Origin of the sequence: Streptomyces sp. NPDC059564, assembly GCF_042735575.1 — a bacterium.
GTDB lineage: Bacteria > Actinomycetota > Actinomycetes > Streptomycetales > Streptomycetaceae > Streptomyces.
Genome location: NZ_JBHWBP010000001.1, coordinates 151,460 through 177,213, shown reverse-complemented (window position 1 = coordinate 177,213; position 25,754 = coordinate 151,460). Strand labels below are relative to the sequence as shown.

At 71.8% G+C, this 25,754-nt stretch carries 24 protein-coding genes, 1 tRNA gene and 2 pseudogenes; 7 read left to right on the top strand and 20 right to left on the bottom strand.

The window, feature by feature from the left end; all coding sequences use genetic code 11:
* A pseudogene (locus tag ACFV0Q_RS00750) lies at positions 1 to 1,378 on the top strand (hypothetical protein); the annotation flags it as partial.
* 13 nt (positions 1,379 to 1,391) lie between these two features.
* A complete protein-coding gene (locus ACFV0Q_RS00745) occupies positions 1,392 to 1,967 on the top strand; it encodes an antibiotic biosynthesis monooxygenase (protein ID WP_384998260.1) in 576 nt (191 codons plus the stop codon).
* Here the strand turns inward: ACFV0Q_RS00745 and ACFV0Q_RS00740 are convergent, their stop codons facing one another.
* The 11 genes from ACFV0Q_RS00740 to ACFV0Q_RS00690 form a co-directional block, all read right to left on the bottom strand.
* Entirely contained in the window at positions 1,968 to 3,617 is a 1,650-nt protein-coding gene (locus tag ACFV0Q_RS00740) for a long-chain fatty acid--CoA ligase (RefSeq protein WP_384998257.1), read from the bottom strand. It abuts the gene before it with no gap.
* A gap of 139 nt (positions 3,618 to 3,756) precedes the next feature.
* Positions 3,757 to 4,290: a SigE family RNA polymerase sigma factor gene (locus ACFV0Q_RS00735; RefSeq protein WP_384998254.1), complete on the bottom strand. Its 534-nt coding sequence runs from the start codon at positions 4,288 to 4,290 to the stop codon at positions 3,757 to 3,759.
* Positions 4,291 to 4,424: 134 nt separating this feature from the next.
* Complete coding sequence (locus ACFV0Q_RS00730) at positions 4,425 to 5,591, bottom strand: lipid-transfer protein (RefSeq protein WP_384998251.1); 1,167 nt, start codon at positions 5,589 to 5,591, stop codon at positions 4,425 to 4,427.
* On the bottom strand, positions 5,588 to 5,977 hold the full coding sequence (locus ACFV0Q_RS00725) for a MaoC family dehydratase (RefSeq protein WP_384998248.1): 390 nt from the start codon (positions 5,975 to 5,977) through the stop codon (positions 5,588 to 5,590). Before ACFV0Q_RS00725 ends, ACFV0Q_RS00730 begins: the two co-directional genes overlap by 4 nt.
* The gene (locus tag ACFV0Q_RS00720) at positions 5,974 to 7,053 is read right to left on the bottom strand and encodes an acyl-CoA dehydrogenase family protein (protein WP_384998245.1); all 1,080 of its coding nucleotides are present in this window, start codon (positions 7,051 to 7,053) and stop codon (positions 5,974 to 5,976) included. Before ACFV0Q_RS00720 ends, ACFV0Q_RS00725 begins: the two co-directional genes overlap by 4 nt.
* A 1-nt stretch (position 7,054) precedes the next feature.
* Positions 7,055 to 8,014 (bottom strand): bifunctional MaoC family dehydratase N-terminal/OB-fold nucleic acid binding domain-containing protein, encoded by a 960-nt coding sequence (locus ACFV0Q_RS00715; RefSeq protein ID WP_384998242.1) that lies wholly within the window; start codon positions 8,012 to 8,014, stop codon positions 7,055 to 7,057.
* Positions 8,011 to 9,168: an acyl-CoA dehydrogenase family protein gene (locus ACFV0Q_RS00710; protein ID WP_384998283.1), complete on the bottom strand. Its 1,158-nt coding sequence runs from the start codon at positions 9,166 to 9,168 to the stop codon at positions 8,011 to 8,013. The genes ACFV0Q_RS00715 and ACFV0Q_RS00710 overlap by 4 nt, the downstream gene beginning before the upstream one ends.
* A gap of 178 nt (positions 9,169 to 9,346) precedes the next feature.
* On the bottom strand, positions 9,347 to 9,658 hold the full coding sequence (locus tag ACFV0Q_RS00705; RefSeq protein WP_384998239.1) for a hypothetical protein: 312 nt from the start codon (positions 9,656 to 9,658) through the stop codon (positions 9,347 to 9,349).
* A gap of 539 nt (positions 9,659 to 10,197) precedes the next feature.
* A complete protein-coding gene (locus tag ACFV0Q_RS00700) occupies positions 10,198 to 10,599 on the bottom strand; it encodes a DUF6344 domain-containing protein (protein ID WP_384998236.1) in 402 nt (133 codons plus the stop codon).
* A gap of 225 nt (positions 10,600 to 10,824) precedes the next feature.
* On the bottom strand, positions 10,825 to 11,019 hold the full coding sequence (locus tag ACFV0Q_RS00695) for an antitoxin (RefSeq protein WP_384998234.1): 195 nt from the start codon (positions 11,017 to 11,019) through the stop codon (positions 10,825 to 10,827).
* A gap of 100 nt (positions 11,020 to 11,119) precedes the next feature.
* Positions 11,120 to 11,674, bottom strand: a complete 555-nt coding sequence (locus ACFV0Q_RS00690) for a potassium channel family protein (protein WP_384998231.1) — start codon at positions 11,672 to 11,674, stop codon at positions 11,120 to 11,122.
* A gap of 116 nt (positions 11,675 to 11,790) precedes the next feature.
* Between ACFV0Q_RS00690 and ACFV0Q_RS00685 the strand changes: the two are divergent.
* A pseudogene (locus ACFV0Q_RS00685) lies at positions 11,791 to 12,843 on the top strand (ice-binding family protein); the annotation flags it as partial.
* 828 nt (positions 12,844 to 13,671) lie between these two features.
* On the top strand, positions 13,672 to 13,890 hold the full coding sequence (locus ACFV0Q_RS00680; RefSeq protein ID WP_384998280.1) for an LAETG motif-containing sortase-dependent surface protein: 219 nt from the start codon (positions 13,672 to 13,674) through the stop codon (positions 13,888 to 13,890).
* Between the two features lie 128 nt (positions 13,891 to 14,018).
* Here the strand turns inward: ACFV0Q_RS00680 and ACFV0Q_RS00675 are convergent, their stop codons facing one another.
* The 7 genes from ACFV0Q_RS00675 to ACFV0Q_RS00645 form a co-directional block, all read right to left on the bottom strand.
* Positions 14,019 to 14,921, bottom strand: coding sequence for a helix-turn-helix domain-containing protein (locus ACFV0Q_RS00675; protein WP_384998228.1), 903 nt, complete (start codon positions 14,919 to 14,921; stop codon positions 14,019 to 14,021).
* Positions 14,922 to 15,365: 444 nt separating this feature from the next.
* A tRNA-Ser gene (locus ACFV0Q_RS00670) sits at positions 15,366 to 15,453 on the bottom strand.
* 72 nt (positions 15,454 to 15,525) lie between these two features.
* Positions 15,526 to 16,470 (bottom strand): trypsin-like serine peptidase, encoded by a 945-nt coding sequence (locus tag ACFV0Q_RS00665; protein WP_384998225.1) that lies wholly within the window; start codon positions 16,468 to 16,470, stop codon positions 15,526 to 15,528.
* 244 nt (positions 16,471 to 16,714) lie between these two features.
* On the bottom strand, positions 16,715 to 17,773 hold the full coding sequence (locus tag ACFV0Q_RS00660; RefSeq protein WP_384998222.1) for a YeiH family protein: 1,059 nt from the start codon (positions 17,771 to 17,773) through the stop codon (positions 16,715 to 16,717).
* Entirely contained in the window at positions 17,773 to 18,330 is a 558-nt protein-coding gene (locus tag ACFV0Q_RS00655) for a cysteine dioxygenase (protein WP_384998219.1), read from the bottom strand. Before ACFV0Q_RS00655 ends, ACFV0Q_RS00660 begins: the two co-directional genes overlap by 1 nt.
* Positions 18,331 to 18,429: 99 nt before the next feature.
* Positions 18,430 to 19,335, bottom strand: a complete 906-nt coding sequence (locus ACFV0Q_RS00650; protein WP_384998216.1) for a LysR substrate-binding domain-containing protein — start codon at positions 19,333 to 19,335, stop codon at positions 18,430 to 18,432.
* An 82-nt stretch (positions 19,336 to 19,417) separates the two neighbouring features.
* Positions 19,418 to 20,944: a S1C family serine protease gene (locus tag ACFV0Q_RS00645; protein WP_384998213.1), complete on the bottom strand. Its 1,527-nt coding sequence runs from the start codon at positions 20,942 to 20,944 to the stop codon at positions 19,418 to 19,420.
* A gap of 266 nt (positions 20,945 to 21,210) precedes the next feature.
* Between ACFV0Q_RS00645 and ACFV0Q_RS00640 the strand changes: the two genes are divergently transcribed.
* The 3 genes from ACFV0Q_RS00640 to ACFV0Q_RS00630 all read left to right on the top strand — a co-directional run bounded on the left by ACFV0Q_RS00640 (position 21,211) and on the right by ACFV0Q_RS00630 (position 23,860).
* Positions 21,211 to 22,011 (top strand): glycerophosphodiester phosphodiesterase, encoded by an 801-nt coding sequence (locus ACFV0Q_RS00640; RefSeq protein WP_384998210.1) that lies wholly within the window; start codon positions 21,211 to 21,213, stop codon positions 22,009 to 22,011.
* A gap of 85 nt (positions 22,012 to 22,096) precedes the next feature.
* Positions 22,097 to 22,699 (top strand): ATP-binding protein, encoded by a 603-nt coding sequence (locus ACFV0Q_RS00635; RefSeq protein ID WP_384998207.1) that lies wholly within the window; start codon positions 22,097 to 22,099, stop codon positions 22,697 to 22,699.
* A 186-nt stretch (positions 22,700 to 22,885) separates the two neighbouring features.
* A complete protein-coding gene (locus ACFV0Q_RS00630; protein ID WP_384998204.1) occupies positions 22,886 to 23,860 on the top strand; it encodes a DUF5926 family protein in 975 nt (324 codons plus the stop codon).
* A 183-nt stretch (positions 23,861 to 24,043) separates the two neighbouring features.
* Here ACFV0Q_RS00630 and ACFV0Q_RS00625 read toward each other — a convergent pair whose 3' ends face one another.
* Together ACFV0Q_RS00625 and ACFV0Q_RS00620 are read right to left on the bottom strand one after the other, a co-directional pair.
* The gene (locus ACFV0Q_RS00625; RefSeq protein ID WP_384998201.1) at positions 24,044 to 24,604 is read right to left on the bottom strand and encodes a hypothetical protein; all 561 of its coding nucleotides are present in this window, start codon (positions 24,602 to 24,604) and stop codon (positions 24,044 to 24,046) included.
* A gap of 91 nt (positions 24,605 to 24,695) precedes the next feature.
* The gene (locus ACFV0Q_RS00620; RefSeq protein WP_384998198.1) at positions 24,696 to 25,415 is read right to left on the bottom strand and encodes a bifunctional DNA primase/polymerase; all 720 of its coding nucleotides are present in this window, start codon (positions 25,413 to 25,415) and stop codon (positions 24,696 to 24,698) included.
* Positions 25,416 to 25,754 lie beyond the last annotated feature (339 nt).

Below are 25,754 nucleotides of genomic sequence, written 5' to 3'. Positions count from 1 at the left end.
CGAGGGCGGCTTCGCGCTGCCCGCCGGGCCGAATCCGGCCGTCCCGCAGCCGCCCGCCGCGCCGCCCGCTTCCGCTTCGGGCCCCATCGCGCCTCCGGCCCCCGCCGCCCCCGCTTCCGCTTCCGGTTCCGCTTCCGCCGAGGCCGACGACTCCGACGGGCCGGGCGGGCGCCGGGCACGCCGGGTCCTCGGCGCGCCCGCCGCCGACGGGCCGCAGACGCCCCCGGCCCCGGCCGCCGACCCCGCCGAACCCGTTCTCCCGACCGGGCGGCGCCGTGCGCTGCCCGAGACGCCCGCCTGGCCCGTTCCGGCGGCCCGGACCGCCCCCGAGGACAGCGACGGCGTCGGCCGGTCCGCAGCGGTCCCCGCCGCCCGGCAGCCCGGCGACACCCCCGCGGGCGCCGCGCAGCCGATCAGCGTGCGCGCGCTCGGCACCCTGGGCCAGGGCATCAGCGTCGATCCCAACGCCACGAACGGCGGCGGGTCCGGCTCCGGCCGGCGGCGCAGGCTCTCCGAACCGGCCCCCCAGGGGCGCGCCTTCGCCATAGGGGCCCCCGAGGCGGGCTCCGCCGAGGGTCCCGAGCCGCTGGACGGACCCGGCGGTGCCGTCGAGGTGGTCAACCGGCCCGTACCGCGCCCCGTGGACGACGAGCTGCCGCCCGAGCCGCTGGACAACCCGCGCCGGCTGCTGGTGTGGCCCGCGCCGGACGCGCAGACGCAGCAGGCGCTCAGCGACCGCGGCTACCGCCCGGTGATCGTGCACTCCCGCGAGGAGGTCGACGCGCAGATCGCGGCGTTCCCCGCCGCGCTGTTCGTCGACCCGCTGACCGGTCCGATCACCCGGACCGCCCTGCAGTCCCTGCGCCAGGCAGCGGTGGCCGCCGAGGTCCCCGTACTGGTGACGGCCGGGCTGGGCCACGCCACGCGCGAGGCCGCGTACGGTGCCGATCCGGCCGTGCTGCTCAAGGCGCTCGCGCCCCGCGACAGCGAGCAGCACCCTTCCCGGGTGCTGCTGATCGAGGAGCACGACGAGATCGCCACCGCGCTGACCGCCGCGCTGGAGCGGCGCGGCCTCCAGGTCGCGCGGGCGGGTGCCGATACCGACGCCGTGGAACTGGCCACCCGGATGCGGCCCAACCTGGTCGTCATGGACCTGATGCAGGTACGGCGGCGGCGGGCCGGGATCGTGGACTGGCTGCGCGCCAACGGGCAGCTGAACCGCACCCCGCTGGTCGTCTACACGACCGCCGGGATCGAACCGGCCCAGCTGCCGCGGCTGGCCTCCGGCGAGAGCGTGCTGTTCCTCGCAGAACGGGCCACCACGGCGGACGTACAGGGCCGCATCGTGGACCTGCTGGCCAAGATCGGGACCAACTAGTCATCCTGGCCCGATGGCCATCACCCACACGTCCGAGCAGAGCGTCCCCGCCGACAACGGAGAGGTGAACCTGCTGATCGCGCGGCAGGTGGAGCCCGGGCACGAGGAGAACTTCGAGGCCTGGGCCCAGGGGATCCTGGAGACGGCCGCGGGCTTCCCCGGCCACCTCGGGTACGGGCTGTTCCGGCCCTCGGCGCGGGGCGGGCCGTGGTTCCTGGTCCACCGCTTCCGCGACCAGGCCGCGTTCCAGCGCTGGCAGGACTCCCCGGAGCGGGCGCAGTGGTTCTCCAACTGCCTCGGCCACCACCACACCGAGATAGCCCGGCGCGAACTGCAGGGCATGGAGACCTGGTTCGCCAAGCCGGGTACGACCCGGCCCGCGCCGCCGCGCTGGAAGATGGCGATCAGCTCGGGGCTGGCCATCTTCCCGATCTCGCTGGCGGGCAACGCGGTGCTCGGTCCGTACCTGGTGGACGTGAACTTCGTGCTGCGGACCGCCGCCTTCGCGGTGGTCTTCAGCACCCTGATGACCTACGTGGCCATGCCCGCGGTCAGCAGGCTGCTGCGGGCATGGCTCACGCGCGGCTGATCAGGCGAGGAGGGTGACGTCCAGGGCGCCGTCGGCGTACTGCTTGCGGATCACCTTCTTGTCGAACTTGCCGACGCTCGTCTTCGGCACCGCCGTCACGAGCGTCCAGCGCTCCGGCAGCTGCCACTTGGCGACCGACCGGGCGAGGAACGCGCGCAGCCCTTCGTAGTCCACCGTGGCGCCCTCCTTGAGGACCACCGTGGCCAGCGGGCGCTCGCCCCACTTGTCGTCCGGGACGGCGACGACCGCCGCCTCGGCCACCTCGGGGTGGGCCATCAGCGCGTTCTCCAGCTCCACGCTGGAGATCCACTCGCCGCCGGACTTGATGACGTCCTTGGCCCGGTCGGTCAGGGTGAGGAACCCGTCGGGGCTGATCACGCCGACGTCCCCGGTCTTCAGCCAGCCGTCCGCGCTGAACTTGTCCTCGGGGCGCGAGGGTTCCCCGGCCGCGCCGCCGTAGTACGCGCCCGCGATCCAGGTGCCGCGCACCTCCAGCTCGCCCGCGGACTCCCCGTCCCAGGGCAGGTGGTCGCCGCCGGGGCCGACGAGGCGGGCCTCGACGCCCGCCGGGAAGCGGCCCTGGGTGACCCGGTACGGCCACTCCTGCTCGGCGCTCAGCCCGGCCGGCGGGTGCGCCATGGTGCCGAGCGGGGAGGTCTCCGTCATGCCCCAGGCGTGGCACAGCCGGACGCCGAGCTTGTCGTACGCCTCCATCAGGGCGGGCGGACAGGCCGCGCCGCCGATGGTGACCTGCTTCATCGAGGTCAGGTCGCGCGGGCGGGCGGTGACCTCGGCCAGCAGACCCTGCCAGATGGTCGGGACGGCCGCGGCGTGCGTGGGCTTCTCCCGTTCGATCATCTCGGCGAGCGGGGCGGGCTGCAGGAAGCGGTCCGGCATCAGCATGTTGATGCCGGTCATGAACGTGGCGTGGGGCAGGCCCCAGGCGTTCACGTGGAATTGGGGGACCACGACGAGGCTGGTGTCCCGGTCGGTGAGGCCCATCGATTCGGTCATGTTGACCTGCATGGAGTGCAGGTAGATCGAACGGTGGGAGTAGACGACGCCCTTGGGGTCGCCCGTGGTGCCGGAGGTGTAGCACATGGCCGCGGCCCGGCGCTCGTCCAGCTCGGGCCAGTCGTAGTGGTCGGAGCGGCCCTCCAGCAGCTCCTCGTACTCGTGGACCCGTACGTCGAGTCCGTCGAGGGCGGAGCGGTCGCCGACGCCCGCGACCACGACGTGCTCGACGGTCGGCAGGTGCGGCAGCAGCGGGGCCAGGAGCGGCAGCAGGGTCCCGTTGACCAGCACCACCCGGTCGGCGGCGTGGTTGACGATGAAGACCAGCTGCTCGGGAGGCAGCCTCAGGTTGAGCGTGTGCAGGACCGCGCCCATGGACGGGATCGCGAAGTACGCCTCCACGTGCTCCGCGTTGTTCCACATCAGTGTCGCCAGAACACTTCCGGGCTCGACGCCCAGCTCATCGCGAAGGGCGTTGGCGAGCCGTGCGGCGCGGTCGCCGATCTCGGCGAATGTCCGGCGGTGGGGCTCCGCCTCACCGGTCCACGTCGTCACGGTCGACGTGCCGTGGACCCTCCGGCCATGCTCCAGAATCCGGCTGATGTTGAGCGGTACTTCTTGCATGGTGCTGAGCACGGGCGTCCTCCCGGTGGGCACTATCGCTCCGTCGCGATAATTGGGAAGATTCTGCGCACGTACCAAGTGGTATGTCACTACCCGGAGGTACAAAGAGCGGGGCCGGTCACTGTTTCACGTGAAACATCGCGGGGGCGGGTCAGCGGACCGGGGTCAGCTCCGGGTCCTCGCGGAGCTTGCCCAGTGCGCGGGAGACGGCGCTCTTGACCGTCCCGACCGAGACCCCGAGCAGTTCGGCGGTCTGCGCCTCGCTGAGGTCCTCGTAGTAGCGCAGGACGACCATCGCCCGCTGCCGGTCGGGCAGCCGGGTCACCGCGCGCCACATCGCGTCGCGCAGCGCCTGGGCCTCCGCGGGGTCGGAGGCGGGCGGCTCCTCGCTCTCCGGGAGCTCGTCGCAGATGAACTCGTCGACCTTGCGCTTGCGCCACTGGGAGGTCCGGGTGTTGACCAGCGCCCGCCGGACGTACCCGTCCAGGGCGCGGTGGTCCTCGATGCGGTCCCAGGCGACGTAGGTCTTGGCGAGGGCCGTCTGGAGCAGGTCCTCGGCGTCGCAGGGGTTGGCGGTGAGGGACCGTGCGGTGCGCATCAGGACCGAACCGCGGGTCCGGACGTACGCCGAGAACGACGGGTACGGCGTCGGGTTCGAGGCGAGTGTGCACACAGGCGTGGTCATGGCTCCACGCTAGAAGCGGTCGGCGCCCGTGGGATCGGCCGCAGGTGCCGCAGAAGGGTCCATCTCAGGTTGTAGGACGGAGCCGCGCCCCACCTCCTGTAGGTGGAGGAGGCGGGCGCGGCCCGGGACCCCGGTCAGGCGTCGGCTCCCAGGACCAGTCCGGAGGTCGGAACCCCGGTCCCGGCCGTGACCAGGACGTTCCCGGCCCCGGGGACCTGGTTGACGGAGGTGCCGCGCAGCTGGCGGACGGCCTCGGCGATGCCGTTCATCCCGTGCAGGTACGCCTCCCCGAGCTGCCCGCCGTGCGTGTTGAGCGGGAGCGCGTCGGCGGCGACGAAGTCCGCGGCCTCGCCGGGGCCGCAGAACCCGAACTCCTCCAGCTGCATGAGGACGAAGGGGGAGAAGTGGTCGTAGAGGATGGCGACGTCGACGTCCGAGGGCCGCAGCCCGCTGGTGCGCCAGAGCTGGCGGGCGACCACGTCCATCTCCGGGAGTCCGGTGAGATCGTCGCGGTAGAAGGAGGTCATCGCCTCCTGGCGGCGGCCGGCCCCCTGGGCGGCGGCGGTGATCACGGCGGGCCGCTGCCGCAGGTCCCGGGCCCGCTCGGCGGTGGTGACGACGATCGCCTGGCCGCCGTCCGTCTCCTGGCAGCAGTCCAGCAGCCGCAGCGGCTCCACGATCCAGCGGGACGCGGCGTGGTCGGCGAGGGTGATGGGCTTGCCGTGGAAGTACGCGGCGGGGTTGTTCGCCGCGTGCCTGCGGCCGGTGACGGCGACGTGCCCGAAGGCCTCGGGGGTCAGGCCGTAGGTGTGCAGGTAGCGCTGGGCGGTCATCGCCACCCAGGAGGCGGGGGTGAGCAGCCCCCAGGGCAGGGCCCAGCCGAGGGCCGCGCCCTCCGCCGAGGGTTCGCGCTGCTGGACCCCGGAGCCGAAGCGGCGTCCGGAGCGCTCGTTGAAGGCGCGGTAGCAGACCACGACCTCGGCGACCCCGGTGGCGACGGCGAGGGCGGCCTGCTGGACGGTGGCGCAGGCCGCGCCGCCCCCGTAGTGGATGCGGGAGAAGAAGGAGAGGTCCCCGATGCCGGCGGCCTGGGCGACGGTGATCTCGGGGCTGGTGTCCATGGTGAAGGTGACCAGGCCGTCGACGTCGGCGGGGGTGAGCCCGGCGTCGTCGAGGGCGGCGTGGACCGCTTCGACGGCGAGCTTGAGTTCGCTGCGGCCGGAGTCCTTGGAGAACTCCGTCGCGCCGATGCCGGCGATGGCGGCGCGGCCGCCGAGGCCGTCGCGGGTGCGGACGCTCATGCGCCGGCCCCCAGGGTGACGGTCACGGTACCGGTGACGTGGTGGCCGATCCGGTTGGCCCCGACGATCCGGATCTCGGCCGTGTCCCCGTCGAGGGCGGTGACGGTGCCGGTGAGGGTCATCGTGTCGCCCGGGTAGTTGGGGGCGCCCAGGCGGATGGCGACCCTGCGCAGGACGGCGTGCGGGCCGAGGTGGTCGGTCACGTACCGGCCGACCAGGCCGTTGGTGGTCAGGATGTTCATGAAGATGTCCGGGGAGCCCTTCTCGCGGGCGAGTTCCGCGTCGTGGTGCACGTCCTGGTAGTCGCGGGAGGCGATGGCGCCCGCGACGATCAGGGTGCGGGTGACGGGGATCTCCAGCGGGGGCAGTGCGTCGCCGAGGTTCATGCGCTCTCCTCCTGTTCGGTCGTGGCGAGGGTGTCGCCCAGCTCGGCCAGCAGTTCGCTGCCGCAGCCCAGGTAGGCGTCCAGCTGGCGTCCCCACAGGAAGTGCCGGTGGACGGGGTGGTCCAGGTCGGCGCCCATGCCTCCGTGCAGGTGCTGGCCCGTGTGGACAACCCGCTTGCCCGCCTCCGAGGCCCACCAGGCCGCGGTGAGGGCGTGCTCGCGCGCGCCGAGCCCCTGGTCGATGCGCCAGGCCGCCTCGTACGCGGTGACCCGGATCGCCTCGGTGTCCATGTACGCGTCGGCCGCGCGGAGCATGACGCCCTGGTTCGTGGACAGCGGCCGGCCGAACTGCTCGCGGGTGGAGGTGTACTCGACGGCGCGGGCCAGCGAACCGGCGCAGACGCCCGCCTGGAGGCCCGCGAAGGCGGTGCGGGCGGCGGCGAGGACGTGGCCGTAGGGGCCGTCGTCGGCTTCGTCGGCCGCTTCGTCGACCGCTTCGTCATCTCCGAGCCGCTCCGCCCGGGCGCCGGTCAGGGTGAGCCGGCCCGCCGACCACGGGGCGGTCGTCTCCACCGGCTCCGTCACCACCCCGGGCGCGTCCGTCCGTACGAGCCACAGCACCCGGTCGGCGTCCGGGACCAGGACGTGCGTGGCGTCGCGCAGCCAGGGCACGGCGGGCGCGGTGCCGGTCAGGCGGCCCTCACGCGTGGCGGTGATCCGGCCGCGGGCCGGGAAGGCGCCGGTGGCGACGGCCTCGCCGGAGCCCAGGGCGGGCAGCAGGGCGGCGCGCTGGGCGGCACTGCCGTGCGCGGCCACCGGCAGGACGCCGTACGCGCAGGTGGCGGCGTACGGGACCTGCGCGGTGGTGCGGCCCTGTTCCTCCAGCAGCAGGACCAGTCCGAGGAGGCCGACCTCCTCCACGGCGGCGATCAGTCCGGCGGAGGTGAGGGCCTTCCACAGCTCGGCGTCGCTGCCGGTGCCCGCCGCGGCGAGGCGTTCGTGGGTGGCCAGGTCGTGGAAGATCCGGGCGGCCAGGCCGGCGGCCTCGGCCTGTTCCTCGGTGGGGTGGAAGTCCACGTCAGCCCGCCTCTCCGCGGAAGACGGGGAGTACGAGCGTGTCGTCGACGCGCAGGAACTCCAGCTGGACGGGCAGACCGATGCGCACCTTGTCGTAGGGGACGCCGGTGATGTTGGCGATCATGCGCACGTCCTCGGCGAGCTCGACGAGGGCCACCGCGTACGGCGGGTCGAAGGCCGGGAAGGGCGGGTGGTGCATGACGACGTAGCTGAAGACCGTCCCGGCGCCGCTCGCCTCGACGGTGTCCCAGTCGGGGGAGGCGCAGGCGTGGCAGCCGGGCAGCCAGGGGAAGCGCAGGGTGGCACAGGCGGTGCAGCGCTGGACCAGCAGCTTGTGCTCGCGGACCCCGTCCCAGAAGCCCTGGTTGTCGCGGTTGATCACGGGGCGGGGGCGCTGGGGCTTCGGCTGCGGCTTCCTGGTGGGTCCCGGGGCGTACTTGAGGATCCGGAAGCGGTGCGTCCCGGCGAGCTCGCCGTTCGCGTGGACGTCCATCCGGGTGGTCACGAAGTGCCCGGTGCCCAGCTTGGTCGTCTTGCGCGGCGAGACCGACTCGATGACGGCGTCGAAGGTCACCGTGTCCCCGGGGCGCAGCGGGCGCAGGTACTCCTGCTCGCAGTCGGTGGCGACGACGGAGGTGCAGCCCGCGCCGTCGAGGAGCGCGAGGAGCTCGTCGTAGGCGGAGGTGCGGCCGGTGTGGCCGGAGAGCCCGCCCATCGTCCAGGCCTGGAGCATGGTGGGCGGGGCGACGGCGTCCGGGCCGGTGTAGGCGGGGTTGGTGTCCCCCATCGCCTCGCACCAGTGGCGGATCATCGGCTCGTTCACCGCGTCCTTGGCCCGGCCGGCGGTGGCGGCGGGGCGTCCCTCGAAGGCCTTGAGCCGTGCGTGGAACAGGGTGTCCTCGGCGGTGTCCCCGGCGGTGTCCCCGGTGGTGTCCCCTGCGGTGTCCCCTGCGGTCGTCATCGCTTCCTCCCCTTCATGCCGAGCCGCATCATGGCGACGATCTCGCGCTGGACCTCGCTGACCCCGCCGCCGAAGGTGTTGATCTGGGCGGCCCGGTTCATCCGCTCCAGCTCGCCGCCCGCGAAGGCCCGGGGGCCGGGTCCTCGTACGAGGGCCTCCTCGCCCACCACCTCCTGGCAGATCCGGTACACCTCGACGGTGGACTCGGTGCCGAGGAACTTCACCCCGCTCGCGTCGCCCGGGGCGAGGGTGCCGGCGCCCACGTCCTGGACGAGGCGCCAGTTGAGGAGGCGTACGGCGGCCAGGCGGGCGTGGGCCTCGGCGAGCCGGGACCGCACCCAGGGCCGGTCGGCGGGCCGCTCGCCGGTGGCGGGGTCGGGGGTCCGGGCGTGGGAGAGCGCCGCGTCGTAGAAGTCCTCGGCCTGCATGCCGATGGCGGCGAGGGCGACGCGTTCGTGGTTGAGCTGGTTGGTGATCAGGCCCCAGCCGCCGTGTTCGGGGCCGACGAGGCTGCCCGGGGGGACGCGGATGCCGTCGTAGTAGGTCGCGGTGGTGGTGAGGCCGCCGACCGTGTCGATGGGGGTCCAGGCGAAGCCGGGGCTGTCGGTGGGCACCAGGATGATGGAGATGCCCTTGTGCTTGGGGGCTTCCGGGTCGGTGCGGCAGGCGAGCCAGATCCAGTCCGCGTTCTGGGCGTTGGACGTGAAGATCTTCTGCCCGTCGATCAGCCAGTCCCCGCCGTCGCGGACCGCGCGGGTGCGCAGCGAGGCGAGGTCGGTGCCGGCCTCGGGTTCCGAGTAGCCGATGGCGAAGACGATCTCGCCGCGGAGGATGCGGGGGAGGAAGTAGGCCTTCTGTTCCTCGGTCCCGTACTTCATGAGGGTGGGGCCGACGGTGTTGAGGGTGACCATGGAGACGGGGGCCCCGGCCCGGTAGGCCTCGTCGAAGAACACGAACTGCTCGTCGGGGCCGCGCCCTTGGCCGCCGTACTCGGCGGGCCAGCCGATGCCGAGCAGTCCGTCGGCGCCGATGCGGCGCAGCAGGGCGCGCTGGGCGGCCGGGTCCTCGGGCGGCCCGTCCGGCAGCAGCTTCCGGAAGTACTCCCGCAGTTCGGCGCGCAGCCTCAACTGGCCTTCGGACGGGGCGAGGTGCACGGCACTGGCCTCCCGGCATCGCATCGGACGAGTGAACCTGACTGTCCGTCAGATTCCCCGTGGATGTCAAGGTCGGGAGGCGGAGCGGCGCAGCACGCGGAAGGGCGCCCGCACGACCGGACCCCAGCCGGTCCGGTCGTACGGGCGCCCTCAGTGGTCAGCGCGGTTCAGGAGGCATCTACCACCAGGGGTGGAAGTTCACCGCGAGGTTCGTGTTGGCCTGGTGGATCGCCGTGAAGGCCGAGCCGTTGACCTGCGCGGTGTTGTTCTGGTTCGACGCACCGGAGCCGGTGGCCACCTGCTGCGAGGTGGAGGAGTTGCCGTGGTTGTTGCCGCCCACACCACTGCCGACGATGCTCGCGACGCTCGCATTCGATCCGTCGTTCGCGAACGAGCCGTTGTCGGCCGAGGCCACGCCGCCGAAGAGGGCGACGGCGAGGGGGAGAGCGGCGACAGCGGCGATGACGCGGGCGGTACGGATGCTTGCCATGTCTGAATCCTCCAGAAAACCGAAGTCGGGTGAATCCCAAGGCAGTTGGCCGACCGCCTCGGTCGTTCCGTGTTGCGGACGACGTCGCGAGTCCAGAGTTGCCCACCGAATCCCCGGCGAACCATCCCGGAGCCTGCTATTCCCCCGCAAGCATGACCAACATCGGATAAACCTCGTATGCGCCTCTGCCGCCCCACTCCGGCGCCCCCGACTCGGGCGAAAGCCGTGCCGCGCCAGGGCTGAAACGTTCCACCAAACCGGCCTGTCCCGGACATGCCGAAGAGGGCCGCGTCGCCCGGGAACCCCACCGTCTCCCGGCCCTGCGGCCCTGCCGTACCAAGCTTCACGCCCCCTGCACGCCCCCGGCGCCCGCCGGGGCCATCCCACCGTGCCCCACTCCCGGGGGCACTCCGCAGCGCGATCCACGGCCACGACGACCGGGCTCCAGCGCCTGCGCTCCTACGTCTGCTCCGTCTTTCCCACGGCCCTGCTGACCGGCCGGCTCTGCCTTCCCCGCCGGCTCCGCCTGCTCCCGGCTCCTACGCGGCCAGCGCCAGCTGCCGCCGCTCCGCACCACTTCCGAGGGCGCTCACGACACCCGCACCGGAACCCGCATCGGAACCCGTACCCGCACCACGTACGGCGTCGGCGTCGGCGGCTGCCGCGGTGGCCGAGCTACGAACGGACGGGGTCTTGCCGTGGGCCTCGGCGCGGATCCGCTGCTTGATGGTCGGCGGGAGCGAACCACCCCGCATCATCGCCCTCCACGTCCGGCGCGCCACCGGAGCCGTCCGTCGCGCGGCGGGGACCATCGGAGTGGCGACGGCGGCGGCAGCGGCGACCGGGGCCGCCTTTCCGCCGAAGCCGAGAGCGGCCAGGAGGGCCACGAGCGCGGCGAGGACGGTGGTCCAGATCGACGTGACGCTGCTGCGGTGGGTCATGACGAGTACCTCATTTCGCGATGTTCCGACGGGCGGATCTGCATACATTCGTCATGATGTGGCCGCAACCGCACCGCCCCCACCACCCGCGCCGCTTTTCCGACAAACACCACCCGGAAGAACCAAGACCGCCCGGTCACGCCGAAGGGGCGCCCCGCTGAGGGGCGCCCCTTCGGGCATGCGACTCGGAAGGAAGAGGAAACCGCCGGTACCGCTCCCGCACGCCTACCGCGGCGGCGGGTTGTCCTCCGGGCGGTCGGTTCCCAGCTGCTCCTTGAGCTTGTCCTGGGCGGTGTCGACCTGGCTGCTGTACTTGCCCTGGGTCTTCTCGTCGACGAGGTCACCGGCCTTGTCGATGCCCTGCCCGGCCTGTTCCTCGTGGCCCTTCAGCATGTGCCTGAGCTTGTCCATCATGGACATAGAGGCTCCTTCCGCCGTGTTCCGTCCCTTCCAGCATGCTGGCCCACCCCGCAGACCGCATCCTGTCGGCAGAGCGGCCGTCTCTCCGCCCGCGACGGGGTCACCCGTCGCCGGGTGTGGCGGTGTCACCGTCGGCCGGCGGCCGGTTCCGCTGGCGTCTTCCTTCCTGAACCGCGTTCATCAGGAGCCGGGCCGCCACGCCGATCAGCAGGAAATTGATCGTCATCTGCCCCGTGGTGAGCAGCCGGGCCGGCTGGCTGCGCGCGGTGATGTCCCCGAACCCGACCGTGCTGAACACGGTCATGGAGAAATACAGCGCGTCAGTCCGCGACAGGGCCTCGCTGAAGCTGCCGGGCGCACCGTCCTCCATCAGCCAGTAGGCCGTCGCGAACAGCAGCACGACGACCGGGAGGGTCACCGCCAGTGCCTCGATGGCCCGCAGCCCGGGCCACGGGGACCGCGTGATCCGGCTGACCTGCCAGGCCAGGAGCAGCGCCACCGCCGCGATACCACCGGCGAGCGCGAGGACGGTGGTGGTGGTGAAGGCCGAACCCAGCGGCAGCAGGTAGTAGACGGCGACGAGGACCCCCGCTGACACCAGCGCGCGCACGATGGTGAACAGCGCCTGCTTGCGTGCACTACCGGTCCTCTTCACGCTTCCGTCCCCGATCGCACCTGATGCCCTGACCCGCCCGCCGCTGGGCCCCCTTCAGGACCAACCTTCCGGGCAATCCGGGTACCGCGCAGCAGGCGCACCACGAGGTCACCGGCATGGCGGCGCGGTGCCAGGCGGCAGGCGCGCTCACCAGCGACCTCGCCGTTCTCAGCGCGGATCACCTCTACTACGGCCGTCGCCCAGCCCCTCGCGCCCGTGGCCGTGCTCCCGGCTTGACGACGCAGCACATGCGCACAGACGTACGAGGCATGCACTTTCCTGACACCCCGTCACTCATGCAGACGCTTTTTCCTATTTGCGGTCTATCACGGCGAAATATGCGGGAATGCTCCCGCGTGACGACCCATCACCACATCTGGCACGGAGCCGATCTGCGTCCCCTGCTCGGTGTGAGCCTGCGTGTCGGCACAGGTAGCGGGCCGGCGGCCCTGACCAGCAACGAGAAAGGTCCTGCTATGGCATTGGATGTCATCCGGTCGGCTCCACCCGACACAAGCCCTCAACGCAGTCTGCTCAAACGGGGAGCCTTTGCCCTGCTCCCCGCAACGCTCCTGGCGTCGGCCGCCCTGATCCCGACCCTCGCCCACGCCGCTGAAGCCCCCGTGTTGCTGGGGACCACCGCCAGTTACGGGGTCCTGGCCGGTTCGACGGTCACCAACACGAATCCCACCGTCGTCAACGGCGACGTGGGCCTCTATCCGGGCACGTCGGTGACCGGCTTCCCGCCCGGCACCGTCAACGGAGTGACGCGCGTAGCCCCCAACGCCGCCGCCGCTCAGGCGAAGTCCGACCTCGTCGTCGCCTACGACGACGCGGCAGGCCGGGGGCCCGGGACCATTCTCGCTTCGGACGAGATCGGCGGACTGACGCTGGGGCCCGGCGTCTACACGGCCCCGGCGACCCCGCCGTCCCTGCAACTCACCGGGACGGTCACCCTCGACGGCCAGAACGACCCCAACTCCGTCTTCATCTTCCGGATCCCCACGACCCTGACCACGGCTTCGTCGAGTTCCGTGGCCTTCATCAACGGAGCGAACGCCTGCAACGTGTTCTGGCAGGTGGGCAGCTCCGCCACCCTCGGCACGACCACCCAGTTCAAGGGCACCATCCTGGCCATGCAGTCCATCACGCTGAACAACAGCGCCGTGATCGAAGGCCGCGCCCTGGCGCGTAATGCCGCGGTCACGATGGACAACAACACCATTACGAGGCCGGACTGCGCCGTCGGCCCGCCTGGACCTCCCGGGCCGACCGGGTCTCCCGGCCCGACGGGTTCGCCCGGACCGACGGGATCCCCCGGCCCCACCGGCTCGCCTGGCCCGACCGGTAGCCCTGGCGCCCCCGGAGCACCCGGCGCACCCGGACCTACCGGCAGCCCCGGAGCACCTGGCGCACCTGGAGCGCCTGGAGCGCCCGGACCCACCGGCAGCCCCGGAGCACCCGGAGCACCTGGACCTACCGGCAGCCCCGGAGCACCTGGAGCGCCCGGTGCACCCGGACCGACCGGCAGCCCCGGAGCACCCGGAGCCCCTGGCGCACCTGGACCTACCGGTAGCCCTGGCGCACCCGGAGCACCCGGCGCACCTGGACCCACCGGCAGCCCTGGCGCACCCGGCGCCCCCGGAGCACCTGGACCCACTGGTTCTGCCGGACCCGCAGGGCCTGCCGGACCCGCAGGACCTGCCGGACCTGCCGGACCCGCCGGACCCGCCGGACCGAAGGGGCCTCGCGGCGACAAGGGCGAAAGCGGTGACTCGGGCGATCACGACCACGGCCACCACGGCCACCACGATGGCGACGAGGGCGAACACGGTCGCGACGACCACGACCACGACCACGACGACGAGGGCGAGCACGGTCACGGTCGCGACGACCACGACCAGGGCAATCCCGGCCACGGTCACGACAACCACGACCAGGGCAAGCCCCCGTGGGCCGACTTCCTGCCGGGCGGCTTCGACGATGCCCTGGGCCACGTGCTTCCCGGCCACACGGCCAAGACCGTCAACTTCGCCCACGTGAGCGCCGCCACCGGCCAGCAGCCGAAGGCGGCTTCGCCCGACCTCGCCGCTACCGGCACGAGCAGCAGGACCGGCATCATGGCCGCGTCCGCGGCCGTGCTGGCATTCGCCGGAGGCTCGGCCCTCTTCGCGATGAGGAGAACCCGCCGAGGTACAGCGACTCGACAGGACTAGCCGGCACATGGCAGGCGTGACGGCATCACGCCTCTGACCGATCGGTCTCGACAGGACCCGAAGCCGAGCCCCTGGACACGTCGTCCAGGGGCTCGGTCCTCGATGTCAGGATGCCTACCGCACGGCGCTCACAGGGTCGACGAGGACGGCATGCGGTCGTCTCGCCAGAATTCCGTGCCGACGTACGCCTTGATGGCATCGTTGATGAAATTCCGGGTACTGTCCGGGCTCAGCGCCTGGGCCTGCAGGTGCGCATACATACCGCTGTAGATCCTGGCGTCGGATCGTTTCTCCAGATAGAGATCGCTGGTGAACCTCTCCAAATACACCACGCTCGCGTCGGCGGCGTCCGCGAACTCGAGCAGCGCGAACTGTCCCGAGACACCCGGGTGAGCCCCCACGTCGTGGGGGAGGACCTGCACGGTGATGTGCGACTGGGCTCCGAGGTGGGTCAGATGCTCCAGCTGCTCGCGCATGACCTCCCGGCTGCCTACGACGCGCCGCAGTGACGATTCGTCCAGTACCGCCCATAAGCGCAGCGGGTTGTCCGGAGCGCCCAGCCGGTGCTGGCGCCGCAGCCGTACCTGGAGCCGTGTGGCGGCCTGCTCGGCGGCAGCCTGAGGGATCGTTCCTGCGATGACCGCCCGGGCGTAGGCGGGGGTCTGCAGCAGGCCGGGGATCACCAGGGGCTCGTAGCATCGGATCGCCACGGCCTCTGCCTCCAGGCCGATGTAGGCGCCGTACGGGATGTCACCGTAGGCGTTCCACCAGCCCTGCTGCCCCGATTCCCTGGCCAGCTGCATCAGATGGTCGACGAGCCCCCGGTCCTGGACTCCGTACAGCCCGCAGAGATCACGCACGTCGCGCGGCTTGACGGGGCGGCGGCCGTTCTCCATGAGACTGATCTTGGGCTGGGAGATCAGCAGGCTCTCCGCCACCTGCGGCGTCGTCATGCCTCTGATCTCCCGGAGCCGACGGAGCTCCGACCCCAGCCGACGCCTGCTGACGGTGGGATTGACATTGACACCCACGGGCCCTGTGCCTCCGCTCAAAAGACCTTGCGATGGCCAGCAGATTGTCACAGCCAGGGCCAGTGGGCTCCGCCCTTTTCACCGTGTCGCGCAAGGTGACGCACGCCGAGCGAAGAACGACCTGGGATTCGTAACATTTCCCATCTTCGCCCCCTGAAAGAATTCATACTGACCGAATTTTCCAATATAAATATCCCGCATCCCCATAAACATTTCTGCGCAATATGCCGGACGTAGAGATACGGTCGCCCCCACGTGCCGCAGACGCGCCAGGGGCATAGCACGACCAGTGGGTCATTGCGCCGGGGTCGTCGTCGCGGCGAAGCAAGCCGCGGGAGGAGCTGGAGGAGGCGAAGAGCATCGCGGATGCGGCGCCCCGGGGTGAGCACAGAGGGTGGGCACCCGATTCGGGTGCCCACCCTCTGACCTGCTGCTTCTCTGACCTGGCGGTGGGTGTGGGATTTGAACCCACGGTGACTCGCGCCACGACGGTTTTCAAGACCGTTCCCTTAGGCCGCTCGGGCAACCCACCTGGCCGGTACAGAGTACCGGGATGTGGGGGTGGGTGTGGTGGGTGTTTCCGGGCGGGAAAGGGGTGGTGGGGTCAGGAGGTCTGGGCCTTGTCGTAGGCCGCCTTCGCCTCGTTGCCGAAGTAGGGGCCGAACATCCGGTTCGGCAGGAAGGTGTACCCGAAGCTGTTCACCGAGACCTGGGTGCCCAGGCCCGTCGCCTCGTCGAAGTCCTGGAGCCAGGGGCCGCCGCTGGAACCGCCGGTCATGTTGCAGCCCAGGCCGTGGTCCTTGGTCAGCAGGAAGTCCTTGCCCGAGTTGCCGCTGCAGTAGACCAGCTTCGTGCCGTCGTACGGCGCGGCCGCGGGGAAGCCGAAGGAGTACATCTTCTTGTTGTAGCCGCCGTTGAAGGCGATGCCCTGGGCGCCGACGGCCTGGCTGAGCTTCCGGCCGTTCAGCGGGGCCACCACGGCCAGGCCGACGTCCATGTTCATGTCCTCGCTCGCCGCCCACTGGTCGGTGGCGAACGTCTTGGTCGCGGGCCACTGGCCATAGGGGGCGTTCCCGTTGTCGTAGGCCGGGACGAAGACCCAGTTGGTGTGCCAGGCGCCCTGGTACTTCACGCAGTGGCCGGCGGTGATGACCGTGCTGCCGTTGGCGCTCGTGATCGAGTCACCGGAGCACGAGGCCGTCCGGTCGCCCATGGTGAAGAAGACCCGGCCCGAGGTCTTCACGATCGCCCCGCCGCCGGTCCAGGCACCGCCGGCCTGCGGGAACGCCGTGGGGGAGGCCGCCGTGGGAGCCACCCGGGCGGGTGGGCCGGACGGGGCGGGGGCCGTGCGAACGGTGCCGGGGGCCGCCGTCACGTCCAGCGGGGTGGCCTGGCGCATCCGCTCCGCCGTCCAGAAGCCGGCCGTCTGCCGCGGCCTGGACGAGGCGGGCGACTCCGCGGCGGCCGAGGGGGACGCCGCCGTCAGGGCCCCCGCGAGGAGGGCGCCCGCGGCGAGGAGGACGGATGCCGCCGTGCGATGACGATTCACGCAGGACTCCTTCTGCCGTGCCCGGACCGGTCTGACCCGGGCAGGGTGGGGTGAAGAGCTGTCGGTGCGGATCGATGGGGCGGTTGCGCGGTTGTGCGGTTGTGCGGTTGTGCGGTTGTGCGGTTGTGCGGTTGTGCCGACGTGCCGGGGCAGGTTCGCACGCGGGCATCGAGATGTCTCCGGGCGGCACGGGCGTTCGGTTGGTTTCGGACAGGGAATGGCCAACTTCCGTGAGTCCGTGGAGTTATGCCGTGAGGACGACTCCCACGTACGAGACCCCGGCCACCATCACCCACGCCCCCAGCCCCAGCAGTGCCGCCCGCCCGCCGGTACGGGCCAGGGTGGGCAGGTCCACCGCGCTGCCGAGGCCGAACAGGGCCGCCGCCAGGAGCAGCCCCTGCGCGGTGTGCGCCCACTCCAGCGCTACGTCGGGCAGCACCCCGGTGGTGCGCAGCGCGGCCGCCACCAGGAAGCCGGCCACGAACAGCGGCACCGGTGCGGGCCTGCGACCCGAGGAGGTGCGCACCCCGCGCCGCCGGGCGCGCATCGAGAAGGCGACGGCCGCCACGAGCGGGGCCAGCAGCGCCACCCGCATCAGCTTGACCAGGACCGCCTCGCCCAGCGCACCGGGCCCGGCCGTCTGGGCCGTCGCGACGACCTGGCCGACGTCGTGGACGCTCGCTCCCACCCAGCGCCCGAAGGACGGGTCGGAGAGCCCCAACGGGCTCTGGAGGAGCGGAAGTACCGCTATGGCCAGGGTTCCACAGAGGGTCACCAGCGCCACCGAGGCGGCCACGTCCTCCTCGTCACTGCCGGACACCTCGCTGACCGCGCCGATCGCCGAGGCCCCGCAGATCGAGTAGCCGGTGGCGATCAGCAGGGGCTGGTCCCCCGGGAGGCCGAGGCGCCGGCCGAGCCAGATGGTGCCGAAGAAGGTGGCCGCGACCACCCCGGTCACCATCGCGACCGTCGTCCAGCCGAGGCGGGCCACCTGGTCCAGCCCGAGGCCGAGGCCCAGCAGGACGATGCCGATGCGCATCAGCCTCCGACCGGCCAGCGACAGGCCCGGGCGGGCGGGTCCGCGCACCACGCTGCGTAGACCTGGAAGGTGGGCTGCCGCGATGCCGAGCACCACCGAGGCGGTGAGCATCGGGACCGCCGGGACGAGCAGGTGGACGCACCACGCCACCAGGGTTCCGGCGGCGGCCAGACCCAATCCGGGCCAGGAGGTGGATGTTTCACGTGAAACATCGCGCAGCCGCGCCCGTGGCGGCCGGTGGACGGTGCGGTTGAGGAGGGCCATCAGCCGGTCGGTTCCGGGTAGACGCGCCGGACGCTGCTGCCCAGGCGGCTCACGTCGGCCCCGTAGACGTGCAGGGATATCGCCTTCGTACGACAGGAGTTGCGCACCTTGTGGATGTCGCCGGGCGGGGCGAACCCGCAGACGTCACCCTGGCCGTTGACCACTTCCTCGGTCGCCACGAGGCGCGCGGCGCTCCCGGGGGCGGTGGCGGGGGCCAGCCGGTAGCGGATCTCGCTCTCGGCGCCCTCGTGCACCCCGGCCACGCACCACGAGACGTGGTCGTGGATGGCGGTCTCCTGACCGGGCAGCCACACCAGGGCGACCACGGAGAAGCTTCCGTCGGCCTCGGTGTGCAGGATGTGCTGCCGGTACCGGTCGGGGTGTCCTTCGCGCTGCTCGGGCAGGAGCAGCTCGGCCGCGCCCAGGTGCGGGGCGAGTCGTTCACCGACCAGGTAGGCGGTCAGGTCGGGGGCCAGCCCCCGGTCGACGACGGTGCGGATCTCACTGACGAGGGCGGCCATCCTCGCGGTCGTGCGGGCCTGGGTGGTGGTGGTCATGGAAGCAGCGTCCGTCGGCCGATCCATCACGTCCAACGACAGTTCTGCCCTGAATTCCCAAGCCCCGCTTATGGATCGAAGGTCGGTGGAGCGCGCGGATCAGCAGCCGATCCGGTTCGCGGCGACGCGCTTCAGTTCGTCCAGCACCACGGCCGTCGCCGGGATCCGCAGGTGGTCGCGGTAGACGTAGGCGGCGATGTGACGGCGGGCCGCGGGTTCCAGCACCCGTCCGCAGACGCGGCTGAGGGAGAGCGAGGGCAGGACCAGCGCGGGCATCATGGCCACGCCCAGCCCCTGCGCGACGAGGCTCTGGACCACCAGGTTGTCGTCGGTGGCGAACCGGATGTCGGGTACGAAGCCCAGTTCGGCGCACTCGTGCAGCAGGTTGGCCCGGCAGCGCGGGCAGCCCGCGATCCAGCGTTCCTCGGCGAGGTCGGCCAGGTGCACGGCGCGGCGCCGGGCCAGCGCGTGGCCGGTCGGCAGCAGCACGGTGAGCTGGTCCTCCAGCAGCCTGACCTCGGCGACCTCCTCGGGGATCTCCTCGTGCAGCCCGGGATAGGTGAAGGCCAGGGTGATGTCGCACTCGCCGCGCTGGAGCCGGCGCAGGGACTCCGGCGGCTCCCCCTCCAGCAGCTCGACCTGCACCCCGGGGTGGTCCTTGGCCAGTCCGCTGAGGGCTTCCGGGACGAGGGTGACGTTGGCGCTGGGAAATCCGCAGACCCGGACCCGCCCGGTACGCAGCCGGGTGTACGCCTTGAGCTGGGCCTCGGCGGCGGAGAGGGTGCCGAGGATGGACTCGGCGTGCCGGGCCAGGGACTCGCCGGCCTCGGTGAGCTTCATCTTGCGGCCCACGCGGGTGAACAGCGGGGTGCCGACGGCGCGTTCGAGCGCCTTCATCTGCTGGGTGATCGCGGGCTGGGTATAGCCCAGGACGCGAGCGGCCGCCGAGTACGAGCCCGCGGCGACCACTTCGTGGAATGTCCGTATGTGCCGTGAATCGAACACCCGTGAAGCATAAGCGGATGTTGGGAGGGGCCGTAGGCGGAATCCCGCCCACGGCCCCTCCCATCAAGCCAGTGTCGAGCGCTTACTTGTCGCCCACCCGCGAGCCGAGGGTGATGTCGACCGTGTTGGGCTTGCCGTCGCGCAGGTAGGTCATCTTCACCGTGTCGCCCGGCTTGTACGTCCAGATCAGGCTGATCAGGGTCGGGCCGCTGTCGACCTGACGGCCGCCGAACTCGGTGATGACGTCGCCGGGCTTGAGCCCCGCCTTCCCGGCCGGGCCGTTGGGGTCGACCAGCTCGTTGGCCGCCGCGCCCTGCTCGGAGATCTTGGCGCCGTCGATCTTCGCCTGGAGGTCCACGGAGACCGAGATCACCGGGTAGACCGGCTTGCCGGTCTTGATCAGGGACTGCGCGACGTTCCTGGCCTGGTTGATCGGAATGGCGAAGCCGAGGCCGATCGAGCCGGCCTGGCCGCCGCCGAAGCCGCCGTTGCCCGCGGACTGGATCGCGGAGTTGATGCCGATGACCGCGCCGCGGCTGTCGAGCAGCGGGCCGCCCGAGTTGCCGGGGTTGATGGAGGCGTCCGTCTGGAGGGCGCTCATGTACGAGTTCTTGCCGCCGGAGCCGTCACCCGAGGCCACCGGGCGGTTCTTGGCGCTGACGATGCCGGTGGTGACCGTGTTGGACAGGCCGAAGGGGGCGCCGATCGCGATGGTCGGGTCGCCGACGGCGACCTTCTCGGAGTCGCCGAGCGCCAGCGGCTTGAGGCCGGCGGGCGGGTTCTTCAGCTTGAGCACGGCCACGTCGTAGCCCTGGGCGCGGCCGACCACCTCGGCGTCGTACTTCTTGCCGTTGGAGAAGGTCGCGGAGAGCTTGCCGCCGTTGGCGGCGGAGGCCACCACGTGGTTGTTGGTGAGGATGTGGCCCTCCTCGTCGTAGACGAAGCCGGTGCCGGTGCCGCCCTCCCCGTCGCCGGCCGAGGCCTCGATGGTGACGACGCTGGGCAGCGCGGACGCCGCGAGGCCGGCGACGGACCCGGGATCCCGCTTGATCTCCTTGGGGGAGCTGGCGGTGATGGTGGTCGAGCCCGAGGCGTCGTCGCTCCGCTGCGCCGCCCAGTAGCCGACGCCGCCGCCGATGCCGCCCGCGAGGAGGGCCGCCACGAGGACGGCCGCGATCAGGCCGCCCTTGCCCTTCGGCTTGGGGCCCGGGGTGCCGTCGGTGTGGAGCGGGACGCCCCAGCCGCCGCCCTGGCCGCCCTGGCCGCCGTACGCGGGGACCTCGGGCGGCGGCGGGGGCCAGCCCTCGGCGCCGTGCCCCGCCGGGGCGGGGGGCGGGGTGTAGCCGTAGGCCGGGGGCTGGTCGTAGGGCGGGCCCTGGGGCCGGCCGTACGCCGGGGGCCCGGCCGGGGTCGGCGGAAGCTGCTGGGTCTGCTCGGCGCCGGGTACGGCGGGAGGCGCCTGAGCCGGGGCCGGGGCGGGCGGCGCGGGCGGTGCGGCGGGCGCCTGGGCCGGGTCGGGGTCGGGGGTGGAGGCGGCCACCGGCACAGGGGGTGCGGACGGGGCCGCGGGGGGCGTCGGGGCCGCGGTGCCCTCGTTCTCGGTGCTCACAGCGCTCTCTCCTCAGTCACACACGGCGTACACGGCCTTCACGGCCACGGGAAATCAGGCGATGCCGGCCCTGAACCGGCCCGGCATCGGTCCGACTGAACGTTCGACGTGCCGCACAAGTTCCAGGGCGAAGCCTTTCCCATGACCCGTCAGAGCACTGTAAGCCGGACCTGTGCGTCTCCCCCTATCCTTTATCTCCGACATATCGGGCGCATCCTCAGGACTCACCCCGACGCGGGAAGGCCCCTCGATGGCACCATGACCGGGTGACCCACGCACTGCCCCGCCCCATCCAGGTCGTCGCCCACCGCGGCGCCTCGGATGACGCCCCCGAGCACACCCTGGCCGCCTACCGCAAGGCCATCGAGGACGGCGCCGACGGCCTCGAATGCGATATCCGGCTGACCGCCGACGGCCATCTGGTCCTGGTCCACGACCGCCGGGTGAACCGCACCTCGAACGGCCGCGGCGCGGTCTCCGCCCTGGAGCTGTCCGAGCTCGCCGCCCTCGACTTCGGCTCCTGGAAGGACCGCGAGGAGTCCCCCGACTGGGACGCGGACCCCGAGCGGACCTCCGTACTGACCCTGGAGCGGCTGCTGGAACTGGTGTCCGATGCCGGTCGGCCCGTCCAGCTCGCCATCGAGACGAAGCATCCGACCCGCTGGGCCGGACAGGTGGAGGAGCGCCTGCTCTTCCTGCTCAAGCGCTTCGGCCTCGACGCCCCGCCCTCGGAGGGCCCCCACCCCGTCCGGGTGATGAGCTTCTCCGCCCGCTCCCTGCACCGGGTGCGCGCGGCGGCCCCCACGATCCCGACCGTCTACCTGATGCAGTTCATCTCGCCGCGGATGCGCGACGGGCGGCTTCCGGCCGGGGTGCGGATCGCCGGGCCCGGGATGCGCATCGTGCGCAACCACCCCGGCTTCATCCGCAAGCTCCAGGCCGCCGGGCACTCCGTACACGTATGGACCGTGAACGAACCGGAAGATGTTCAGCTATGCGCGGATCTGGGTGTAGAAGCGATCATCACGAACAGGCCACGTCAGGTTCTGTCACAACTGGGGCGCTGACGTCCCGATTTGCACACCCACCCCACGCGACCCGTGCGTGACAGGGTGTGCCCCGGCGCATCCGCTCCGCGTTCATTGGTCATGAATGCGTCAGGGGCCCCCGGCAGGGCGGTTTCCGGTCCAGGCCATTGGGGCATCCAGACCATGGCGTGGGGCTAAGGAGGTTCCGGGGGTGGCGTTGGTGATGGCACAGGAAGTGCCCACGTCGTCGTGCATGGACATAGCCCATGGTCCTGCAGGCGTGGGCGAGGCGAGACACCGCATGCGCGAGCAGCTGCGCATCAGCGGCGTATCGGATTCGGTCGTGGACGATGCCGTACTGATCCTGTCCGAACTGCTCAGCAACGCCTGCCGACACGGCCGGCCGCTGGGCGCGCGGGAGGTCGGTGACGGGGACATACGCGCCGCGTGGCGCGTCGACAAGGCGGGACGGCTGACGGTCGAGGTCACGGACGGCGGCGGTCCGACCCGCCCGGTCCCCTCCACGCCGTCGGTGACCGCGCACGGCGGCCGGGGACTGAACATCATCAGCGCCCTGGCCCAGGACTGGGGTGTCCGGGACGGAGCGGCGGGTGAGGTCACCGTGTGGGTGATCGTGGCCTGTGGGCCCCGGCACGACGATTTCGCTACGCGCGTCACTGCCCCGGCGATCGACTTCTCGTCCGCCTTCGACGATCTGGATCCCTGAAGGGAATCCGGGTCCCCGAAGACGATCCGGGTCCGAGGACGACCCGGATCCCGAAACGGACGGGCGGCCGTCCGGGAGCGCACGCCGACCGTGCTCCCGGCCGCACCCCACCGGTTCCGGCGGTACGAACGGCTAGGCTCGCGCCCAGAGACACCGCCGTACCGCCGCAACCGGGAGACACCCACGATGGCCAAGAAGCGCCCCGCCGCGAAGACCGCGAAGCCGCAGCTCAACAACGGGGAGATCCCCGTGGTGGGCGCTCGCGAGCCCTGCCCCTGCGGTTCCGGGCGCCGCTACAAGGCCTGCCACGGCGCGGCCGCCTCACACGCCGTCACCGAGCACGTGCAGCGCCCCTTCGAGGGACTGCCGGGCGAGTGCGACTGGGTGGCGCTGCGCGAGCTGGTCCCCGCGGCCACCATCCCGCTGACCCTCAAGGGCGGCCTGCCCGAGGGCGTCCCGTCCGTCACGCTGGTGACCGTGCTGCCCATGGCCTGGCCGGCCCTGCGCCGCGAGGACGGCTCCGTCCTGATCGGCCTGCAGAACGACTCCACGACCGGGGACCTGGCCCGCGACATGGCCGACACCCTGGAGCGCGCGCTCGTCGCGGAACCGGGCACCCCGGTCGCGGCGCGGCGTGTTCCGGCCGAAGGCAGCCGACTTCAGGATCTCCTGGACCTGGACGGCGTTTTCGAGCCGGTTGTGCACAGCGGCTTCGAATTCTGGATTCCGGAGTCGGAAAACACCCAGAACGCCTCCCCGGAGATCGCCGCCTCGCTGGAGCGCGCCAACGCGGCCGCCATCCCGACCGTGAAGCTGGCCTCGGTGGACGCGGCCTACTGGTGCGAGACCCCGGACAAGAACCACCTGCGCTGGGTCATGCCGCACCCCGAGGAGAAGCTGCTCGACGCCCTCGCGCGCCTGCACGCCGCCGGTACCTCCTCCCTCGGCGAGGGCACGAAGCTCGTCGGTTCCTTCCGTGCGCACGGCCTGATGGTCCCCGTCTGGGACCTGCCCACCGGGGTCGGCGCCGAGGACGTGGAGAAGCCCGCCGCCGAGTTCGCGGAGCGGCTGGCCGCGGCCCTGGCCACGGACACCCCGCTGACCACGGAAGAGCGCCGCGCGCGCGGCGGGCTCACCAACCGCCAGGTGACGCTGAGCTGACGTCCCGCGGGGCCTGCGGATCCGGTGACCGGAGTCACAACTCCCGCTAATCGCCTGCAAATCGATGTCTGAATATCAGAGATCGAATTTGCGAACAGGCGATCTCTTGTTACCGTTCTTGTAGCCCGGTCGCTGGTGCATCCCCCGTCGCCAGCGACCGGGCCCTTCCATTTCAGGCGGTGCTCAACCGTCCTGCGGCCCCGGTGAGTTGCTCCCGGACCGCAGCAGCAGTCGCCCTTCGTCATCCGGAACTGCAAACTCCGCAACGGCCGAGTAGGCGTCCGGGGCCCCCAGCGACTCCCCCCGCGGCGTCTCGCACAACCCCGGCTCGTCCCCCGGCGCCACCGCACAGCGGATCTGTACCGTGCGCCCCGCGGGCCCCATGACGGTCAGTACGGCGTCCAGGGCGCGCCCGCTGGTGTTGCGGTAGTAGCTGCGGCCCCACGTCCGCCCCTCGCTCTCCAGGACGCAGGTCTGCGCCTCCAGGCCCTGCGGAGCGGAGAGTTCGGGACCGCAGCGGGAGTCCGTGCGGGACTGCAGGGCCGGGCCGGGGCTCGCCTGGTCGTCGCCGGCCCGCGCCCTGTCCGGCGTACGGGAGGAGTCCGAAAAGCCGAGCGAGGAGAGCAGCCCCCCGCCCTTTCCGTCGCCCTGACCGGCGAAATCCGGCCCGGCGATCGCTCCGGCCAGGGGAAGCGACAAGATGATCAGCACACCGGCGCCGATACCGATCAGGCGGAGATTCATTCGCCGAAGATAGCGACGCGGGAAAGGGGCACGGAGATCCCCGCGCCCAATTCCCCGGGAAACTCGTCGTACTGGCACCCGTACGAGTGACTCAGTACGCGAGCCGGCTGCCCCCGCCCGGAGCCCCGCTGCTCGCCTCGACGAGCGCGTCCACGACCGCTTCGACCTCCGGCAGCCACAGTCCGCCGCTGCCCGTCGCGGGCTCCCGCTCCCAGCGGACCTGCCCGCCGCCGGAGGCCGCGGACGGCGGCAGCAGCAGGTACCCGCCCTCGCCGTGGAAGCGCAGCGAGGACGGCACGTGGTCCTTGGCGTAGAGGAGTTCGCCGAGCCGCTCCAGCGAGTACGGAGCCACCAGCAGGGACCACCGGGTGGGCGTGGCGACGATCGGACCGAGCCGCATGCCCTGCGCGTCCAGCCGTACGACGGCACGCGCGGCCGCCCCGGCCGGCAGGCTCACCGCGCACGGCGCGCTCCCGCCGGTGGCCAGCAGCACCGGGGCGCCGGGCCGCCGGGCCCACCACCAGGTCACCATCCGGGCGTCGGCGGTGGCGGCGAGCAGCCCGGGGTCGAAGGGATGGGCTCCGGGCACCACGCAGTCGGGGTCGGGGCAGGCGCAGCGCGCGCTGTCCGCCGCGGCCCGGCCGACGCCTGGCAGTACGGGCCACTGATGGACGGTTGCGCAGGTCAGCGCCGCGTCGAGGAGGGACTGGGCTGCGCCGTCCGCGGCCGCCGCGGAGGAGCGGGAGGCGGCGCGCGGGAATTTGAAGCGATCGCGGAGCCGCTGGAGACGCCTTCCGAGGATCTCGCGCATGAGCGCTCGTTCCTTTCCGTTGAACGCCGAGGGCCACATCACACCATGTAAGCGGTGTTTCACCACACGTACACGTTTCGCGTCACTGTCCGCCAGAAGCAGGTTCACACGGTTCGTGCAGTTTTCTTACGGGTCCGTCAAACGTCCGGCGGGGATCCGGCGGAACGCTCCGGACGACCCGCACCGGTGCCGAGACCGGCTGCCGCCGCTAAGGACGACGGCCCGCGCCGGGCGGTTCCCGGCGGTGCCGGAAGGCGCCAACTGGCCCCGGACACTGCCGATTACGTACCCGGACCGCCCGGGACGCCCGTCCAGTCGATCGCAAAAACCGCCCGCTTC